15 protein-coding genes and 1 pseudogene are annotated in these 19283 nt (G+C 59.0%); 12 read left to right on the top strand and 4 right to left on the bottom strand.

Annotation, left to right across the window (positions count from 1 at the left end; all coding sequences use genetic code 11):
- Positions 1 to 64: 64 nt before the first annotated feature.
- Positions 65 to 1624, bottom strand: coding sequence for an alpha-N-arabinofuranosidase (locus BBDE_RS03205; protein ID WP_003836979.1), 1560 nt, complete (start codon positions 1622 to 1624; stop codon positions 65 to 67).
- A 273-nt stretch (positions 1625 to 1897) separates the two neighbouring features.
- Here BBDE_RS03205 and BBDE_RS03210 point away from each other — a divergent pair, with 273 nt between their 5' ends.
- Positions 1898 to 3253, top strand: a complete 1356-nt coding sequence (locus BBDE_RS03210; RefSeq protein WP_012901967.1) for an ABC transporter substrate-binding protein — start codon at positions 1898 to 1900, stop codon at positions 3251 to 3253.
- Positions 3254 to 3429: 176 nt separating this feature from the next.
- Entirely contained in the window at positions 3430 to 4860 is a 1431-nt protein-coding gene (locus tag BBDE_RS03215) for an ABC transporter substrate-binding protein (RefSeq protein WP_003836975.1), read from the top strand.
- 75 nt (positions 4861 to 4935) lie between these two features.
- Here BBDE_RS03215 and BBDE_RS03220 read toward each other — a convergent pair whose 3' ends face one another.
- Together BBDE_RS03220 and coaBC are read right to left on the bottom strand one after the other, a co-directional pair.
- On the bottom strand, positions 4936 to 5706 hold the full coding sequence (locus BBDE_RS03220) for a type III pantothenate kinase (RefSeq protein ID WP_003836973.1): 771 nt from the start codon (positions 5704 to 5706) through the stop codon (positions 4936 to 4938).
- Between the two features lie 11 nt (positions 5707 to 5717).
- Entirely contained in the window at positions 5718 to 7013 is a 1296-nt protein-coding gene (gene coaBC, locus BBDE_RS03225) for a bifunctional phosphopantothenoylcysteine decarboxylase/phosphopantothenate--cysteine ligase CoaBC (protein ID WP_003836971.1), read from the bottom strand.
- A 155-nt stretch (positions 7014 to 7168) separates the two neighbouring features.
- On the opposite strand from coaBC, the gene BBDE_RS03230 reads away from it, so the two are divergent.
- The 5 genes from BBDE_RS03230 to BBDE_RS03250 all read left to right on the top strand — a co-directional run bounded on the left by BBDE_RS03230 (position 7169) and on the right by BBDE_RS03250 (position 12272).
- Positions 7169 to 8803: an ABC transporter substrate-binding protein gene (locus BBDE_RS03230; RefSeq protein WP_003836969.1), complete on the top strand. Its 1635-nt coding sequence runs from the start codon at positions 7169 to 7171 to the stop codon at positions 8801 to 8803.
- An 83-nt stretch (positions 8804 to 8886) separates the two neighbouring features.
- Positions 8887 to 9867, top strand: a complete 981-nt coding sequence (locus BBDE_RS03235) for an ABC transporter permease (protein ID WP_003836968.1) — start codon at positions 8887 to 8889, stop codon at positions 9865 to 9867.
- A complete protein-coding gene (locus tag BBDE_RS03240; RefSeq protein ID WP_003836966.1) occupies positions 9864 to 10733 on the top strand; it encodes an ABC transporter permease in 870 nt (289 codons plus the stop codon). The genes BBDE_RS03235 and BBDE_RS03240 overlap by 4 nt, the downstream gene beginning before the upstream one ends.
- Positions 10730 to 11518: an ABC transporter ATP-binding protein gene (locus BBDE_RS03245; protein WP_003836964.1), complete on the top strand. Its 789-nt coding sequence runs from the start codon at positions 10730 to 10732 to the stop codon at positions 11516 to 11518. The genes BBDE_RS03240 and BBDE_RS03245 overlap by 4 nt, the downstream gene beginning before the upstream one ends.
- The gene (locus BBDE_RS03250) at positions 11511 to 12272 is read left to right on the top strand and encodes an ATP-binding cassette domain-containing protein (RefSeq protein ID WP_003836962.1); all 762 of its coding nucleotides are present in this window, start codon (positions 11511 to 11513) and stop codon (positions 12270 to 12272) included. Before BBDE_RS03245 ends, BBDE_RS03250 begins: the two co-directional genes overlap by 8 nt.
- Here BBDE_RS03250 and BBDE_RS03255 read toward each other — a convergent pair.
- Positions 12236 to 13042, bottom strand: coding sequence for a histidine kinase (locus BBDE_RS03255; protein WP_003836959.1), 807 nt, complete (start codon positions 13040 to 13042; stop codon positions 12236 to 12238). The genes BBDE_RS03250 and BBDE_RS03255 overlap by 37 nt on opposite strands.
- 637 nt (positions 13043 to 13679) lie before the next feature.
- On the opposite strand from BBDE_RS03255, the gene BBDE_RS03260 reads away from it, so the two are divergent.
- The 5 genes and pseudogenes from BBDE_RS03260 (at position 13680) to BBDE_RS03280 (ending at position 19265) form a co-directional block, all read left to right on the top strand.
- Complete coding sequence (locus BBDE_RS03260) at positions 13680 to 14690, top strand: cystathionine beta-synthase (protein WP_003836955.1); 1011 nt, start codon at positions 13680 to 13682, stop codon at positions 14688 to 14690.
- Positions 14691 to 14762: 72 nt separating this feature from the next.
- Positions 14763 to 15942 (top strand): annotated as a pseudogene (locus tag BBDE_RS03265) (cystathionine gamma-synthase).
- Between the two features lie 17 nt (positions 15943 to 15959).
- Entirely contained in the window at positions 15960 to 17921 is a 1962-nt protein-coding gene (gene recQ / locus BBDE_RS03270) for a DNA helicase RecQ (protein ID WP_003836952.1), read from the top strand.
- 135 nt (positions 17922 to 18056) lie between these two features.
- Positions 18057 to 18542, top strand: a complete 486-nt coding sequence (locus tag BBDE_RS03275) for an S-ribosylhomocysteine lyase (RefSeq protein WP_003836951.1) — start codon at positions 18057 to 18059, stop codon at positions 18540 to 18542.
- 237 nt (positions 18543 to 18779) lie between these two features.
- Positions 18780 to 19265, top strand: a complete 486-nt coding sequence (locus tag BBDE_RS03280) for a GNAT family N-acetyltransferase (protein ID WP_003836948.1) — start codon at positions 18780 to 18782, stop codon at positions 19263 to 19265.
- Positions 19266 to 19283: the final 18 nt, after the last annotated feature.

Below are 19283 nucleotides of genomic sequence, written 5' to 3' on the forward strand. Positions count from 1 at the left end.
ACGGCTGCATGCGTCTGAGCGTCGGTGGTTGGGGTGGTTCTTAGACTGCCGATGCTCAGAAGGTCTATGCGTGGAATTCCACGGCGGCCCAGCTGATTGCCGGCAGAGTGGATGAAATGGTACCGTCCGCGACGGTAACGGTCAGGCTCCGCGGCACGACGGCTGTCGGGTCGTAGGCGGTATTGCGGCGATGCGGATCGTCGTCATGCAGCATAATCGCCTTGTCCACACCGCAAGCGGCGATATCGAAGCCGGGCAGACCGGCCAATGAGATGACGACGTCGTGCGCGTCGACCGCATCGCGGTTCACCATCAGCAGCAGGCCGGTGCGGGAATCGTCATCCCAGGTGATCACCGAATCAAGCGCACTGGTCGGACCGAACGATTCCGTCCCGACTTCCGGAGAGTCGATGGTTGGGCTATAGGCGGTGCCGCGGGCATGGCGCGCCGCCTCGGCGAACGGATAGAACACGGTTTGACGCCACGCCGGTCCGTTCTCCTCGGCCATGATCGGCGCAATCACATTGACCAGCTGTGCACGTGAGGCGGAGCGCACGCGATCGCAATGCTTGAGCAACATGATCATCAACGATCCCTCAACCACCGCATCGGCCGCATTGTAGATGTCTTCCAGCAGATGCGGTGCCTTTGGCCACGACTCATGATGAAGATTCTTGCCGGACTGTGCCTTCCACTCGGCCTCCTGCCGGTTCCATACGTCGGAATACCAGGCGCCCCACTCGTCGAACGACAATGCGATGTCATGATCGCCATGGTGCGCGGCCTTGGCCTCGTCGGCGCATTCGGCGACCGTGGCGATGAATCGCTGCATGTCCTGCGCGCTGGCCAAGTAATCCTGCAGTGACTTCGCGCCACGCTCATAGTAGTAGGCGTGGCAGGAGATGAAGTCGAGGTTGTCGTATGCCTTGGTGAGCACATTGCGTTCCCATGAGCCGAAGGTCGGCATATGTGCACTGGAGGAGCCGCAGGCCACCAGCTCCAAGCCTGATTCCGCCAGCTTCATGGCATGTGCGACGCGGTCCACGGCGGCCGCATACTCGTCGGGGCTCATATGCCCAACCTGCCAGGGACCATCCATCTCGTTGCCGATGCACCACATCTTGATGTCCATTGGCTCGGCAATGCCATTGCCTACACGGCGGTCGGCCAATTCGGTGCCAGGTGCGCCGTTGACGTACTCCAGTTCTTCGAGTGCGGCCTTCAACCCACGGGTGCCCATGTTGACGGCCAGTATGATTTCGGTGCCGGCCTTCCTGCTCCAACGATAGAAATCATCGATGCCCACTTCGTTGGTTTCGGTGCTATGCCAAGCGAGGTCGCGCCGTACCGGGCGTAGTTCGCGCGGGCCGATGCCGTCCTCCCAGTTGTAGGCGGAGACGAAATTGCCGCCGGGATAGCGCACACAGGTCACGCCCAGTTCCCTGACCAGGTCGATGACGTCTTGCCTGAAGCCGTTCTCATCGGCGGTGGGGTGGCCGGGCTCGTAGATGCCGCCGTATACGCAGCGGCCGAGATGCTCCACGAAGGAGCCGAAGATGCGTGGGGGAATATCGGCGACGGCATCGTCCGCCTGTACCGTGATTCTTCCGGTTGTAGGGGTCATGGCGCAGTTCCTTCCAATGTTGTGAGAATAGAATGCCTACGTTGCGCGAACAACATTGTGCGCAACATTGTCTGTAATCATAACGTGTTTACGTGAGTAAACAAAAAGTCATCTTCATCTCAATGTTGTTGAAAAATAGGTGATTCACGTTTTGTTTGCGTAAACATATATTTTATGCTATCCTCGTTGCTATCGTAAGTGGGTCAATGACGGACCCGCAATCGATAATGCCGACCGATGAAGGAAGCGGTCGTGTTTAAGGAAGGAAGAACGATGAAGTTCACTGCACTTAAGAAAATCATTGCCCTGACCGGCACCGTAGCAATATTGGCAAGCGTTGCTGCCTGCGGCACCTCGTCGAATTCTTCAGGATCCTCGAAAGATGATGGTAAGACCGAGATTCTGGTATGGTCTTGGGACTCCACCCTAGCCCGTACGGTCAAAGATTTTGAGGCGGCTAACCCGAATATCAAAGTCAAGGTGACTAATGCCGGTACGAATAAGACGGAATATACAGCCTTAAACAATGCCATTTCCGCAGGCAAGGGGGCGCCGGACTTGGTGCAGATTGAATATTATGCACTACCTGAATATCAGATTCGCGATGAAATAGAGGATTTGAGCCAGTTTGGTGCAGATAAGTTCTCCGATTTCTATACGCCTGGAACCTGGGCCTCCGTGAACCTCGACGGTGGTGTCTATGCATTACCAATGGATTCCGGCCCTATGGCATGGTTCTATAACAAGGATGTGTTTGACAAGGCTGGAGTTGATCCAACTCAGGTGAAAACATGGGATGACTTCTATGATGCAGCCAAGAAAGTCCGTGCAACCGGATCATATATCACTTCTGATTCCGGTGATGCTGGTTTCTTTGACTCCATGACTTGGTTGGCTGGTGCGAAGCCGTTCTCGACAGGGTCTGATGGACAGTCGGTCACTATCAACCTCAGCGGTGACTCCAAGGTCAAGTCCTTCATCGATTTCTGGCAAAAGATGATTGACGATGATCTTATCGATACGAAGACCGCTGGCTGGACTGACGATTGGAACAAGGGGTTGAACGACGGGTCCATCGCATCCTTGTTGACCGGTGCATGGATGCCATACAATTTGCTCTCTGGCGCGCCTGATGGGGAAGGAAAGTGGCGTATTACTCAAATGCCAACCGCCGATGGCTCCGAAACCAATGCGGAGAATGGTGGTTCCTCGCTAGCCCTAGTCAAAACCGATGATAAAGCGAAGGCTGAAGCGGCATACAAATTTGCTGAATATGCATGCCACAATGCCAAAGGCATCAAAACACGTGTAAATGGAGGCGCTTTCCCCGCGGATAATGACACCCTTAAGTCCGATGATTTCCTAAATATGACTGCCCTGACTGATTCTGATGGTAAAGCTCACGAATACTTTGGAGGACAAAAGTTTAACGAAGAGCTAGCTAGGGCTGCGGCTAATGTCTCGACCGGCTATAAGTTCCTGCCGTTCGAAGTTTATGCACGCGGTGTATTCGGTGATGATGCAGGTGCGGCTTATACTGACAAGTCCATTACTCTTGCCAAAGGCGTGCAAGCTTGGGAGAAGAATCTTAAGGATTATGCATCGCAGCAAGGATATACGGTAAAGTAACTGAATTGTATTCGTAAAAGCCGATTACAGTATATTGGTGTGTGGGGCGTTACGACATATGGATATGTTGTAACGCCCCACGTTGTTTTTTGTGAACTTCTGTCATCTGCGAGTGTGGATTCGACTGTCTGACGTACACTCGAAACGTATTGCGAATGAGGACGTCACAACACAGGATGAGGGGAGCGGGCGTGAGGCTGAAGCTGGTGAAACGACTGGTCGCCGTCTGCTGCGCCGGCATTATGGCGGCGAGCGCCGCGGCCTGCGGAGCCAGCCAGGATACCCGTACCGAAATCACCGTATGGTCGTGGGAGCCCAGCATGAAGTCGGTGATCGCCGGTTTTGAAAGGGAGAACCCCGACATCCATGTGATTTGGAAGAACACCAGCGGGTATGACAAGCTCAACAATGCCATTCAGGATGGTTACGGCACTCCCGATGTGGTGCAGCTCGAGTACTATGCGCTACGGCAGTATGCGGTGAGCAGCCAGTTGGTCGACATTACCGATCGGGCCGATAACTATCAGGATTTCTTCACGCCTGGCACTTGGTCATCGGTGCAGCTCAACGGCCGCATCTACGGACTGCCGATGGATTCCGGTCCGATGGCGTTCTTCTACAATGAGGATGTGTTCGAGCAGGCCGGAGTGGACGCTTCCAAGATTCGTACGTGGGACGATTATTATGAGGCGGCCAAGAAGCTCAAGGAAATCGGCGTATACATCACGGCGGATTCCGGTGACGCCAGTTTCTATGATGCGATGATCTGGCTGGCTGGTGGCCGTCCGTTTTCCGCGTCCAACGATGGCAAGAACGTGAGCATCAACCTGACCGATGATTCGGGCACGAGAAGATTCACCGAATTCTGGCAGAAAATGATCGATGAGGGGCTGGTCAACACCAGTCTGAGCACTTGGTCCGACGGATGGAAGGAAGCCGTGGGCAACGGCACCGTTGCATCCATGTTCTCCGGAGCGTGGATGCCGTCATTGCTGATGTCGGATTTGCCCGGTACCGCGGGCCTATGGCGTGTATCCCAGATGCCGACCCCGGATGGCAAGGCCGCCACGGCGGAAAATGGCGGATCGGCGCTCGCCGTGCTGCAGCGTTCTCGTAAGCCCGAAGCGTCCTATCGGTTCATCGAATACGCATGTCATGAAGCCGATGGCATCAAGACGCGCGTGGATGGTGGAGCGTTTCCGGCCGACAACGATACCCTGTCCGATGCGGAATTCCTCAGCAAGACCACGGTGACCGATGACCGGGGCATCGAAGTGCCGTATTTCGGCGGGCAGGAATATAACAGGGTGCTTTCCCAAGCCGCCGAGAATGTGACGACGGGCTACCAGTATCTGCCTTTTGAAGTGTATGCGCGAAGCGACTTCCGCTCCACCGTGGGCAAGGCCTACAAGTGGGCCACGTTGCTGCGTCGCGAACAGGATAGGCTGAACATCATTGCCGCCGGTGGTGAAACCGACGCGTCCGGCATCGGCGACGCCTTGAAGAACACCGATTCCTCCGACCGGCTTAAGCTGAAAAGCGGCATTGCGCTGTGGCAGAAGGATCTGAAGGAGTACGGCAACAATCAGGGCTTTACCATTCAGTAGGCTCAGTAGGCCGAGCATGCGGCCGCATGTATGGGAGGCGGCGGATCGGTCGCTCCGGTCAGGGCCGATCCGTGCTTATCGTACGTTGCGTTCGTAGATGTGCAGCATGCCTTTGAAGATGAGTTCCGGATCGTAGATGTCAATCATATCGGTGTCATCGGCGAACACGCGGCTTAATCCGCCGGTCGCCACCACGCGGAAGTCCTCGTCGATCTCACGATGGAACTGCATGATGGTGCGTTCGATACCGCCCAGGAAGTTATAGTACAGGCCCGCCTGCATGGCAGGTTTCGTGCTTGTGGCGAGAATCGACTTCGGGCGCGTGATCTCCACCTCGGGCAGCTGTGCGGTCGCATCCCATAACGCCGCCGCGCCGGTTCGGATGCCCGTGGTGATGAGCCCGCAGATCACCGACGCGTCGGCCGTCACATAGTTGAACGTGGTGGCCGTGCCGAAATCCGCCACCAGAATCGGTCCGCCATACTCGTAATATGCTCCCGCGCAGTCGGCGATGCAGTCGGCACCCATGCTTTTCGGATTGTCTATGCGGATATTGATGCCGGTTTTGACGCCCGGACCCACGATCATCGGATCGATGTCAAGGAACTTCACGATGCTCGCGCGGAACGAATGCATGACCTTCGGCACCACGGAGGAGATGATCACGTCATCTACATCCCCCGGCGCGAAACCGCTCAGTTTAAGGAATTGCGTGATCATCAGACCATACTCGTCGGAGGTATGGTTCGCCTTCGTGGTGATGCGGTACGTGCCTGCGATCCTGCCATCGTGGATGAATCCGAGCACGACGTTGGTGTTGCCGATGTCCACTGCGATCAAAAGCATGCCAAACTCCTTTACGATTCCTGGGAACCCTGTTCGCCGGCCACGTCGACATGCAGTCCGGCAAGTTCCGTGAGCATACGTTCGGCCAGGTTCCGTTTGCTCATCTTCTGCCAATGTTCGATATGAGGCCGCTCCGGGATCGATCCCGGCCGAAGCACGGTCACCACATTCGTGTCGGCGGCAAAACCGGCGCCCGGCGTGCGCAGATCGTTCGCGACCAGCATGTCGCAATGCTTGGAAGCGAGCTTTTTCGCCGCGTTGCCTTCAAGATCCTGCGTTTCCATGGCGAAGCCGCACAACGTCTGCCCGTCGCGTTTGTTGGTGCCCGCCCAAGCGAGAATGTCGGGATTCGACACCAGTTCAAGCGTAATGCGCTCGCGTCCGTTTTTCTTGATTTTCTCGGCGGACCGCTCGGCCGGACGGAAGTCGCCGACGGCCGCGGCCATGATGGTGATGTCGGCATTCGCAAACGCATCCTGCACGGCCCGGAACATCTCCTGGGCGCTCCGCACGTTGACGACATCGACGCCATGCGGCGCCTGAAGCGAAACCGGTCCGGACACCAGCGTCACCTTCGCGCCCATGTCCCGCGCCCGTTCGGCGATGGCATAGCCCATCTTGCCCGTCGAATGATTCGTCAGATAGCGTACCGGATCGAGCGGTTCCTGCGTAGGACCGGCGGTGACCAGTACGTTGCGTCCCTTCAACGGCAGCGAATTGTCCGGAAGATCGCCGTGCAACAGATCCGCCACGGCCGCTTCGATGCCGGCCGGCTCCTCCATACGTCCCTTGCCGATGTCGCGACAGGCAAGCATGCCGGATTCCGGCTCCACGATCGTCCAGCCAAGTTCCCGGCACGTCTGCAGATTGCGTTGCGTCACGGCATTGGCATACATGTGCACGTTCATGGCGGGGCATAGCACCTTCGGGCCCTCGTCATAGGCGAGAATCGTGCTCGTCAGCTGATCGTCGGCGATGCCGCATGCGATTTTCGCAATCGAATCGGCGCTCGCCGGCGCCACCACCAAAATGTCGGCCCACTTCGCGTCATCCACATGATTGATCTGCGTGGAGTGCATAGCCGTTGCGGAAACATCGCCGTCAGTACGCTGGGCGGCGAACATCGCCGTGCGTGTCGGCGTATGCGTCAGTGACGTGAACGTCAATGGAGTGACGAACTCCTGCGCGGCCGCGGTCATCACCACACGCACCTCATGGCCCTGCTTGCTCCAGTCGGAGGCGAGATGGCAGGCCTTGAAGGCGGCGATGCTACCGGTGACCCCAAGAAGAATATGCGCAGTGGTCATGGCTTCACAGGTCCTTCCATAGAGCGAGCCGACGACGAGGTCAAGTATATATCGAAGCGGATGCGGCCGCGGGTACGCCGAGCGGTAGAATCAGACAGTGGTGATCGACCCGGTATGGGCGGTCAACCATGCATCGCAATCACATAGGAGCAAACATGTCGCAACCTTCAGGTGCGCACGGCGAAACCGGCGCAACCGAAACGAAGACCAATGCGGCGAGCACCGACGCGACGCTCAACGCGCGCGTCAAATCGCCGAAACCCAGCGGATTCAACAAGTGGATCCCCATCATCATCGCAGCCGTCGTCACACTCGCCGTCATCATCGGCATCGCGGTGGTGCGCAACGGCGGCAAAACCGACGGATCCGCCAACACTGCGAATACCGCCGATACCGTGACCATCGGGCTCAAACTCGCGCCCGTCAGCCTCGACATCCGCCACCAATCCGGTTCCGCCATCGAGCAGGTGCTCATCGGCAACGTCTACGAGGCGCTGCTGTCGCGCGATTCCGACAATCAGGTGCAGCCGGGGCTCGCCAAAAGCTGGGACATTTCCGAAGACGGCAAGACCTATACCTTCCATCTCAACAAGAACATGAGCTTCTCCAACGGCGACAAGCTCGACGCCGAAGACGTGGCATGGTCCATCAATCAGCTCAAGGAACAGCAGTACTACAACGCCAATCAGGTGGCGAGCCTCGAAAAAGCCATAGCCGTCGACGCCGACACCGTGCAACTCACGCTGTCGAGTCCCGACTCCAACCTGCTATGGTACCTGACCGGCCGCCCGGGTCTCGTATTCGACAAGCAGGCCAAGTATGACGCGAAAACCGAGGCCATCGGCTCCGGGCCGTATACGGTCGAATCCTTCGACTCCAGCAGCAAGATGGTGCTCAAGGCCAATCCGAAGTATTGGGGCACCGCACACAAGGCCGTCACGCAGAACGTGATCCTGCGGTTCCTGACCGATGACAATGCGGCGGTCAACGCCCTGAAAAGCGGTGACGTGGACGTGCTCTCCCCGGTCAACGCCACGCTTGCGAAATCGCTGGACGCCAAAACCTACAAGGTTTCCGCGGCCGACGGCAGCGACAAATACGTGCTCGCCTTCAATTGCACCAACGCCAAGCTTTCCGACAAGCGCGTACGGCAGGCCATCCGCTACGCCATCAACCATAAGGAAATCATCGCCTCCAGAGGAGACGTCGACTATGCGCTCGGCGGTCCGATCCCATCCGTCGACCCCGGCTACGAGGACCTGACCGACCTGTACCCGTACGACCTCGACAAGGCCAAGTCCCTTATGGCCGAAGCCGGCTACTCCACCGACAAGCCGCTTACGCTCACCCTTACCTACGCCAATACGTACGGCACCGAACTCGGCGACCAGCTACGCAGCCAACTTGCCGACATCGGCATCGAACTGAACATCAACTATGTGGAATTCTCCACATGGCTGCAGGATGTGCACGCCAACGGCGACTACGAACTGTCGCTGGTGGACCATGCCGAAAGCCATGATTTCTACAAGTGGACCACGCCGGACTACTACTACCATTACGACAACAAGGAAGTGCAATCGCTGTATGCCAAGGCGTTGGCCGCGACCGACGATGCCTCCCGCGACGACTACCTCAGACAGGCGGCGAAGATCGTCAGCGAGGATGCGCCGGCGGACTGGCTGTTCGGATACCGCGTGAGCGTGGCCTATAGCAGGAACATCTCCGGATTCCCGGAGAAACTCAGCCAGACGGTACTGCCGCTGTGGCAGATATCCAAGGCGCAATAGCCTCTCGGCCACGAGTGGCGCATACTGGCCTTCCGTTCGTGACGCTGACACGTTGCGATTTGAAATGGTGAAAGAGACATATCATGAGATTCCTCGGTAAGCGGCTTCTGCTGTTTGTGGGGGCGTTGGTAGGGTTATCGCTGCTGGTGTTTGCGCTGCTGCGAATCCTGCCGGGCGATGTGGCGGCCGTGGTGGCCGGCACCAATGCGACGGCGGAACGGTTGACGTCGCTGCGCGCGCAGATGGGGCTGGATAAGTCGTATGCGGCGCAGTATGGCGATTGGGTGCTCGGCTTGCTGCACGGTGATCTCGGCACTTCCGTGGTCAGCGGCAAGGCGGTGTCCGCACAGGTGTCCTCGCGCGCTTCCGTCACCTTCCCGCTGATCGTGCTGAGCCTGCTGATTGCGCTGGCGATCGGACTGCCACTCGGATGCGCGGCGGTGTTGACCCGCAATGTGCGGCTGCGCGGGGTGTTCCATGCGGCTGCGATCGTAGCCGGTGCGATTCCGGCGCTGTGGGGCGGCTTGCTGTTGATTCTGCTGTTCTCGAAGGGCATTGGACTGATGGGATTGCTGCCTTCGCAGGGATTCCCGGACGCGGGATGGGCCGCTCCGCTGAGCGCGATGGCCGCGCTGGTTTTGCCGGCTTTGGCCACAGGCATTACCGCAGGTGCTTCGATTATGCGTTACACGCGTGCCGCGGTGGGGGACATGGCTTCCTCCCAGGCGGTCGCCATGGCCATGGCGTGCGGCATGACACGCAGGCAGGCCGTGTTGCGTGTGGCTTTGCGTCTGGCGATTCCGCAGCTGGTGTCGGTGATTGGCCTGACCTTCGCGCAGATGGTCACCGGGGTGATGGTGGTGGAGAACCTGTTCGCGCTTCCTGGCCTCGGTTCGATGCTGGTCACCGACGTCGGCAATCGGGATCTGACCGCGGTGCAGAGCGAACTGTTCCTGCTGGCGGCGTTTTTCCTGTTTCTGGGACTGCTGGTCGACCTGCTGCATCGCATGCTCGATCCGCGACTGAAGAATGCGACCATTGGTTCGGGTGAGGTGCTTTCATGAACGATCGTATGCATGCCCTGCGAGTCGTGCTGCAATCCATGTGGAACCGTGCGGGCGGCCGCTATGCGCTTATCGTGATGGGTCTGTGGCTGCTGGTGTCGGCGATTTCATTGGCATGGACGCCGTATTCGCTGTTGGCCACCGACGGTTTCAACACATGGGGCTCGCCGTCCTCTGCGCACCTGTTGGGTACCGATGGTGTGGGTGCGGACGTACTGAGCTGGCTGATGGCCGGTTCTCGTACGAATCTCATGATCGCCGTGCTTACGGTGGCGGTCTCGGCCGCGTTCGGCCTGCTGCTCGTCGCCGCCATGGTGTCGCGTCATGGCGCGTTCTCATCGGTTTCCGTGGTCGTCGTGGATGCGTTGATTTCGATTCCGACGGTACTCGTCGCACTGATTCTGTCCGTACCGTTCGGCGCGTCCGTGGTGGTGATCGTCGCCGCCTGCGGATTCGCGTACGGGCTGAATCTGGCGCGAATCCTAAGACCTTCCGCTCTGCTGGCCGCACGTTCGGCATACGTGGAATCGGCCATATGGTCGGGAGCCGGCCCGATTCGCGTGTTCTTCACGCATATTGTGCCGAACACGTTGCCGGTACTGTCGGTGCAGCTGTCGATGAGCGCCGGAACCTCGCTGCTCGCGGAGGCCGGCCTGACCTATCTCGGCGTCGGCGTCGGCGCGGGCGTCCCCAGCTGGGGACATTCCCTTGCCACATCCGTGCGGTTCATCAGCATCCACCCGTTGGCCGTGGTATGGCCGGGCCTGGTCGTGACGCTTGTGGTCATAGCGTTGAATCTGTTCGGCGATGCCCTGCGTGACGCCATCGATCCGCTGGTCAATCCGGCATTGAGGGAGGTCGCATGAGCGTAACCATCCGCAATCTCACCATCGTCATCGGCGGCAAAGCGATCGTCAGCCATGTCGATCTGGATATCGCCGACGGCGAGCGCGTCGGACTGATCGGCTCGTCGGGTTCCGGCAAATCCATGATTGCCAAGGCCATGATGGGGCTGCTGCCAGCCACTGCGCAGGTGAGTGGCTCCATCGAAATGGGTGGCAGGCGGATCGTCGGCGCTACCGACGCCGATATCGCCGATTTGCGTGGACGTTATGTGGGCATGGTGTTCCAGAATCCGGCTGCGGCGCTGAATCCGGTGATGACCGTGGCACAGCAGATCGGCCTTCCCCTGTATCTGCATTACGATCTGACGGCGGCGGAACGTGCGGAGCGCATCAGGGTCATGCTTGCCAAGGTGGGGCTTGACGAGGATGTGTTGCGCAAATATCCGCATGAACTGTCCGGCGGCCAGCAGCAACGCGTCGGCATCGCGACCGCGCTGGTCTCCTCCCCTCATCTGATCATTGCGGACGAGCCGACCACGGCGCTGGATTCCATCACCCAGCGGCAGATCGTCGGCTTGTTGACTTCGCTGGTGGACGATGCCGGAGCCTCCATGCTGTTCATCACGCATGATTTTGCGGTATTGCATCATGCGACCACACGATGCTATGTGCTTGAGCGCGGCGGCATCATCGAATCGGGGGCAACGGCGGATCTACTGGCTTCGCCGCATACCGGGCAGGCCATACGGCTGGTTGAGGCGGCTCGGGAACTGTCGCTTACGACGAAGGAGTCCGATCGTGTCTGACATCGTGTTGCAGGGGCGTGGCATCGACAGGTATTTCGGTTCGGGAAAGCACCGCAGGCAGGTGTTGTTCGGTGTCGATATCGATGTCTATGCGGGTGAGTGCCTGGCGGTGATCGGCGGTTCCGGTTCCGGTAAAACCACGCTTACGCGGGTGTTGCTCGGACTGGAATCCTCGGATGGCGGCGACATCACCTATCAGGGGGTTGGCATCGTTGGTGGCGCGGAACGATTGCGCCGGCAGTCTGGTCTGGTGTTCCAGGACCCGTTCGGCTCCCTTGACCCACGTTGGCGTATTGAACGTTCCATCGCCGAGCCGTTGCGTCTGCATCATCCCGACTGGTCGGACGAGCGCGTGGGCGCCCGCGTGGCCGAGTCGTTGCGTATGGTCGATTTGGATCCGAAGGATTTCCTCAACCGTTTTCCCATGGATCTTTCCGGCGGGCAGGCGCAACGGGCGGCGATAGCGCGCGCCATCGTGGATCATCCGCGGATTCTGCTTGCCGACGAGCCGATGAGCGCCATTGACGTGGCCGCAAGAATCCGAATTCTTGATTCCTTCCGGCGAATTCGACAGGCGGAGCCGGACATGGCGTTGATTATGGTCTCGCATGATCTTGGCGTGGTACGGCATATCGCCGACCGCATCATGGTACTGCATGACGGACGGGTGGAGGAGAGCGGCCTGACCGGTGAGGTGCTGGACGCTCCGCGGCGCGACTACACCCGTGAGCTGATTCGGGCAGCCTCGCTGTAACCGGTGCGATTTGGCTGGCCCGTCCGTTGCGCGATGGTCAACATGAGCATTGCGTGATCGGCATCCCGTTGTACGACCAGATCGCCGCCGCATAGCATCCGCATCCGTTCGCGGACGTTGCTGAGATCGATGATCGCCTGCCGGTCGTCCTTCAGACGGGTGCATGGCGCGTCGGACATGACCTGTACGTACCAGTATTGCCGTTCCTTCCATGAGCTGACCGTCAGATGAAGGCCGCTTTTGGAAGTTCTGCCATAGAGCAGCATGTATTCGATGACCGTCTGCAAGGACATGGGAGGAATCCGGAACGCTTGCTCCTCGAGTCGCCAATCGACGTGGATGGTTTCCGTCGGATCGAGTTGCTCCAACTTGATGTATGACTTGCAGAAAGCGACCTCGTCGATGAGCGGTACGGTCTGGTCGTTGCCGAATACCGACAGATTGCCACGCAGATATGCGGAGAAGTCGGCGATGATGCGGCGGGCCTTGGAGGGATCCTCATCGCATAGCTCCTCAATGGCGGTCAGTGAGTTGAAGATGACATGCGGCTGCCCGGCGAGTGTGATGGTTTTGCTGATGGCCAGATCGATTTCGTGCTGCAGTGCGCGTTGCGCGTTGCGACGTTCATGCAGCACGTACAGGAGTACCAGCGCCATCAATGTCCCGATGATGAGGGTGATGACGGCCAGATGCCGCAATTCGATGACGTACGTTGAATCCGCGGACGCGAATGCCCATGCGAATGGGTTTCGTACGTGTGTCGGATTCATGTTCCCCCCTGATGCCCGAGTACGCGGGTTCCTTCTCTTGTGCACCATAGCGGATGAACCGTATCAGAAGCGTATCTGACGACCCTGTAAGGCGGCGTCAAGTCCAAGATGCCGTTTGTGCGGAAACGATGGGGAGAGGTTGGTGGGCTCATCGGTAAGGTCATTCATGCCGGTCTTTGCGAAATCGGTTAAGCGTCGAGCGTTCACGTGTCGCAGCTGTTGCCGGTGTGGTGGTGACCGTGTTGCGCAGGGGGTGACACGCCGATGTCCGAGGGTGTGGTATTGTTTGAGCCATGTTCAATTTCTCATGTTGTTGCTGTCGCTGACCAACCGCCCGAGGGGCGCGCGGTTCATCGACGCATAACTTGAGATAGGACATTCTTCAGCGTCTGCATGCTGCAGACGGTTGTGAATCGTCAGCCTTTCGTTCTTCCGACGGCATGAGTGCCGCGGTTGGAAAACATGCGCAACGCAACGAATCCCATAACCATGTACGGTGCGGACGAGCGAAGAACATACGACATCACAACGAGTCCCGTTTCAACACTGCACGTGACATCGCGAGCTTCTCGAACACAACGAACACGACGCTTGAATATCGAAAGCCCCCGAAACCACACTGCACAAAGGAAACGCCATGACCATCCACGATTCCCTGGCCGAACTCATCGGCAACACCCCGCTCGTCAAACTCAACCATGTGACCGACGGCATCAAGGCCACCATCGCGGTCAAGGTCGAATACTTCAATCCGGGCGGTTCGTCCAAGGACCGCATCGCCGAACGCATCATCGATGCGGCCGAGCGAAGCGGCGAACTAAAGCCCGGCGGGGTGATTGTGGAACCGACCTCCGGCAACACCGGCGTAGGTCTGGCTCTGGTGGCGCAGCAGCGCGGTTACCGTACCATCTTCACCCTGCCCGACAAGGTCTCCGAAGCCAAGCGCGCCGTACTGCGCGCCTATGGGGCCGAAGTGGTCGTGACCCCCACCGACGCCGGTCCGGACGACCCGCGTTCCTATTATCAGGTGGCCGAACGCCTCGCCAAGGCGATTCCCGGCGGCTATCGCCCGAACCAGTACGACAATCCGAACGGCCCGGAAAGCCACTACCACACCACCGGCCCGGAAATCTGGCAGGCCACCGACCATAAAATCACGCATTTCGTGGCCGGCATCGGCACCGGCGGCACCATCTCCGGCACCGGCCGATACCTGAAGGACGTTTCCGACGGAGCCGTGCAGGTCATCGGAGCCGATCCGGAAGGCTCCATCTATTCCAATCCCGACGACGTGCACCAGTACAAGATCGAAGGCGTCGGCGAGGACTTCTATCCCAAGGCCTTCGACCGTGGGCTGCCTGACGAGATCGTGCAGGTGAACGATGCCGAAGCCTTCGAAATGACCCGTCGACTCGCAGGCGAGGAAGGCCTGCTGGTCGGCGGCTCGTCCGGCATGGCCGTCGTGGCAGCCATCAAGTACGCCCGCGAGCACGATTTGGATGAGCGCCAGACCGTCGTAGTGCTATTGCCGGATTCCGGTCGTGGATACATGGAGAAGATCTTCGACGACGACTGGATGCGCGCCAACGGCTTCGCCGACATCGTGGAACGCACCACCAAACCAAGCTTGGCCGAGCAGTACCTGTAATACCGGCCATCCATCATCATGTCAATCATCCGTTCAACCCAGACCATACGCTACTTCCAAGGAGTTCCCATCATGACCATCTCGACCAACACCGCAGCCCTGAACGCCACCGCACTCGCCACCCGTGCCATCCACGCCGGACAGGAACCCGACCCGACCACCGGAGCCGTGGTCACGCCGATCTACATGACCTCCACGTTCAAGCAGGACGGCGTCGGCGGGCTACGCGGAGGCTACGATTACAGCCGTTCCGTCAACCCGACCCGCAACTCCTTCGACGAGCAGCTCGCCGCAGTGGAAGGTGCCAGGTATGCGCTGAGCTTCTCCTCGGGCCTGGCCGCCATCGATGTACTGCTGCGTTCCACCATCAGGCCGGGCGACAACATTCTGCTCGGCAACGACGTGTACGGCGGCACCTATCGATTGCTGTCCAAGGTGTTCGTGCCGTGGGGCATCGGCCTCGATGTGGTCGACATCACCGACACTGCGGCCGTCTCCGCCGCGCTGGGCAAGAAGCAGTACAAGTACATCTGGGTCGAAACCCCCTCCAACCCGTTGCTGAACATCACCGACATCGCCGCCACCTCCGCAGTGGCGCATGCGCACGGCACCAAGGTGGTCGTGGACAACGTTCGCCTCGCCGGTATTGCAGCATCCATTGGCCGACGGTGCCGACGTGGTCGTCTACTCCACCACCAAGTACATCGGCGGCCACTCCGACGTGGTCGGCGGCGCCGTGGTTCTCAACGACAAGGAGACCCGAGACGAGGTGGCCTTCCTGCAGAACGCAGCCGGTGCCGTGCCGTCCCCGTTCGACTCCTGGCTCGACATCCGAGGCCTGAAGACCCTTGACTTGCGTGTCAAACAGCACAGCCGCAATGCGCTCAAGGTGGCGCAGTGGCTCGAAACCCGTCCGGAAGTGGAACGTGTATGGTATCCGGGTCTTGAATCCCATCCGGGACACGAGATCGCCGCACGTCAGATGCACGGCGGCTTCGGCGGCATGATCTCCGTGCAGATCGCGGCCGGTTTCGAAGCGGCCAAGAAGTTCGCTGGCGCCACCGAAGTGTTCACGTTGGCCGAATCCCTGGGCGGTGTGGAATCGCTGATCGAACATCCGGGTGCCATGACCCACGCCTCCGTGGCCGGTACCACCCTTGAAGTGCCTGCCAATCTGGTTCGCCTGTCCGTCGGGCTCGAAGACGCCGACGACCTGATCGCCGACCTCGAGCAGGCGTTCCGCCAAATCTGATTGCTACACTAAGGGGCATGACGGCAATAACGGATTCCCGGGCACTGGACGCACTGAAACAATACTTCGGCTATGAAGCGTTCCGTCCCGGGCAATCCGGCATCGTCGGCTCCATCATCGCCGGACGCGACGTGCTCGGCGTCATGCCGACCGGTGCGGGCAAGTCCGTCTGCTACCAGATTCCAGCCACAATCCTGCCGGGCGTCGCCATCGTCATCTCACCGCTGATCTCGCTGATGCGCGATCAGGTCGATGCCTTGAACGACGCCGGCATTCCGGCCGCGTTCATCAACACCACGCAAACGCCGGACGAACAGTCGTCCGTATTCGCACAGGCCTCGGCAGGCTTCATCAAACTGCTGTACGTCGCCCCGGAACGTTTGGAAACCGAACGTTTCCGCAACTTCGCAAGCCGTACGCCAATCTCATTGGTCGCCGTCGATGAGGCACACTGCGTATCCCAGTGGGGACAGGATTTCCGCTCGTCCTACCTCGGCATCGGCGAATTCATCGCAAACCTGCCGGCACGTCCGACCGTAGCCGCATTCACCGCGACCGCAACGGAACGTGTACGTCACGACATCGTCTCCATGCTGGGATTGCGCGACCCGGATGTGACCGTCACCGGCTTCGACCGACCGAACCTGTATTTCGACGTCATCAAGCTGGAAACTAGGCATAAAGCCTTCTGGGTGGCAAAATACGTTGCCGAACATGCCGACGAATCCGGCATCGTCTACTGCGCGACACGCAAGGAAACGGAGGCGCTCGCGGCCTCGCTCAACCATGCCGTGGCGGAATTGCGCGCGGCGGACGGTGCCGATCCGGGGCAGGCGGGTCCCATCGCGGTCGCCTATCATGGCGGCATGTCCCCGGACGTGCGTGAGCGGGCGCAACGCGACTTCGTGACTGACCGTGTGCCTGTGGTCGTGGCCACCAACGCATTCGGCATGGGCATCGACAAATCGAATGTGCGCTACGTGATCCACCACAACATGCCTGAATCCATTGAAGCCTACTATCAGGAGGCGGGCCGTGCCGGCCGTGACGGCGAACCCAGCCGCTGCACGCTACTGTGGAACGAATCCGACATCGTTACGCGTCGTCGACTGCTTGACTCTGACTATGAGAACGAACGACTGACGCCCGACGAGCAAGAAGTCGTACGTAGGGCCAAGCGCCGTCTGCTCGACGCCATGGTCGGATACTGCCGTACCACCGACTGCCTGCATATCTATATGACCCGTTATTTCGGCGAGAACGATACGGTCGGCGGCACGTCTGACGGCAAGTGCGCAGGTGGCTGCACCAACTGCGAGCACACCTTCGAAACCGTGGACGTCACCGAAACGGCACGAGCCATCAGCCGATGCGTGCACGATGTGAATCAGAACGTCGGTATGGGCAAGATCGTCAAGATTCTGCGTGGTTCGAAAGCGCAGGATCTGAGCTATCTCAATCCGGAGAGCATGCCTACGTTCGGTATGCTCGAAGGTGTGTCGGAGGCGCGCATACGTGATGTGCTCAGTCAGATGGCAACCGACGGATTTCTGTTCATCTCAGAAGGACGTCTGCCGATCGTGAAATTCGGAACGCGCGCGGCGGAGACGGTCGCACCGGGATTCCATTACGAAATCAAGAAAATCGAGCGCACAAGCCCCACGAAACGTGGAGGAGCGGCACATGGAACGTCTTATGAGGCAGGCGATGAGATAAGCTCCACGGCGGTTGGCTCCTATATTCCCGATGATGATGCCGAGGCGTTGTTCCAGAGGCTACGCGAACTGCGCCTCGACATCGCACGCGAAATCGGCAAACCGCCGTACATCGTGTTTTCCGACAGGACGTTGCGCGACATGGCACGGATACGCCCGGTCACCAATGCGCAATTCCTGGCCGTCAATGGCGTGGGCGACAACAAGCTCAGACTGTATGGCGAGCGGTTCATGAATCTGATCCGTTCGATCAATGCCGGCTGAGCGTGGCCTTTCCGCCGGATTGCAGCGCGTTATCGGCAAAACGCATGACGCTTCGGTTGACTGCGCCCCATGAAACGACAACAGTAGGAACGAACATCGCTTATGCGGGACAGTTCGCAGGAAAGGACAACAGCAATGGCAGACGACAAGCCGGTCGTGGAAAGCTTCCAATTGGACCACACCAAGGTGAAGGCGCCGTATGTGCGTTACATCGATACCGAAAAAGGACCGAACGGCGACGTGGTGTCCAACTATGACCTGCGTTTGGTGCAGCCGAACGAGAACGCCATCCCCACCGGCGGATTGCACACCATCGAACACACCATCGCGGTACTGTTGCGCGAACGCATTCCGGGCTACATCGACTGCTCGCCCTTCGGATGCCGTACTGGCTTCCATCTGCTGACCTGGGGCGAACACTCCACCGAGGATGTGGCCAAGGCTCTGAAGGAGGCGCTGGAATTCATCGCTTTCGAAGCCACTTGGGATGATGTGCCGGCCACCACCATCGAAAGTTGTGGCAATTATCGCGATCACAGCCTGTTCACGGCGAAGGAATGGTGCAGAGACATTCTCTCCAAGGGCATCAGCTCTGATCCGTTTGAGCGCAAGCTGGTATGAGAAGGCTATCTGCCTTATAGATGGCACGTATTCGTCGCATATCAGGCGAAAAGCCCGGGAAAGATACCCCCTAAGTGGCAATTTGCCCTAGGTATCTGCCATCTATAAGGCAGATAGCTGGATGTGTGCGGCCTGTGCAGTGAGCATGGTATTTTTGACGCTCGGAATACGAGAGAACGAATCAGAGGTGAACAGGTGAGCGAGACCATTCCTGAACGGCGCTTCCGCCGCGCCACGATGGCTGATCTTCCGATCATGTTGGAGATTTACCGGCATGCGCGTGAACTCATGGCCGCCAACGGTAATCCCACGCAATGGGGCAGCACATTCCCGCGCGAGGAAGTGGTTCGTGAGGACATCGAGATGCAGCGTACCATACTGCTGGTCGACACCGTTGACGGCAAGGAGCGTGTGCTCGCCCAATTCGCCCTGTGCCTAGGCATTGATCCGACCTATGTGAACATTGACGGTGCCTGGTTGGATGACGACCCATATGTGACCATCCACCGCATCGCCTCGTCCGGGCTCGGTAAAGGTGCCGCCAAGGACTGCATCAATTGGGCCCTTGAACATTACGGCAACGTGCGTGCGGATACGCATCCGAACAACAAGGCCATGCAGCACATCTTCGAATCCAATGGATTCGCGCGCTGTGGTCTGATCCAGCTGCTGGATCGATCCACCGATACCACACGTATCGCCTATCAGCGCCACGAGTGGTGATAAAAAAATGCTCCCCAT

The sequence above is a fragment of the Bifidobacterium dentium JCM 1195 = DSM 20436 genome (assembly GCF_001042595.1).
In the GTDB taxonomy this organism is placed as follows: Bacteria; Actinomycetota; Actinomycetes; order Actinomycetales; family Bifidobacteriaceae; genus Bifidobacterium; species Bifidobacterium dentium.